General features: G+C 47.8%; 2 tRNA genes. Both read left to right on the top strand.

Going from position 1 to position 341, the window contains the following annotated elements:
- The first annotated feature begins 32 nt into the window (after positions 1-32).
- Positions 33-109 (top strand) — tRNA-Ile (locus tag ACM6I0_RS22765).
- A gap of 30 nt (positions 110-139) precedes the next feature.
- Positions 140-215, top strand: a tRNA-Ala gene (locus ACM6I0_RS22760).
- Positions 216-341: the final 126 nt, after the last annotated feature.

Genomic DNA, 341 nt, shown 5'->3' with positions numbered 1-341 from the left:
TTGAAGAAGACGATAAGAAGCAGCCCGAAATTGGGTCTGTAGCTCAGTTGGTTAGAGCGCACCCCTGATAAGGGTGAGGTCGGCAGTTCGAATCTGCCCAGACCCACCAATTTTGTGTGGGAAACGCCTGTAGAAATACGGGGCCATAGCTCAGCTGGGAGAGCGCCTGCCTTGCACGCAGGAGGTCAACGGTTCGATCCCGTTTGGCTCCACCACTAACTGCTTCTGATTGTGTAAAGCTTAGAAATGAGCATTCCATCGTGATGATGGTGAATGTTGATTTCTAGTCTTTGACTAGTTCGTTCTTTAAAAATTTGGGTATGTGATAGAAAGATAGACTG

The organism is Pseudomonas sp. IT-P294, assembly GCF_949767865.1.
GTDB lineage: Bacteria > Pseudomonadota > Gammaproteobacteria > Pseudomonadales > Pseudomonadaceae > Aquipseudomonas.
The sequence above is the reverse complement of the archived record's forward strand: the minus strand, read 5'-3'. Positions and strand labels throughout refer to the sequence as shown.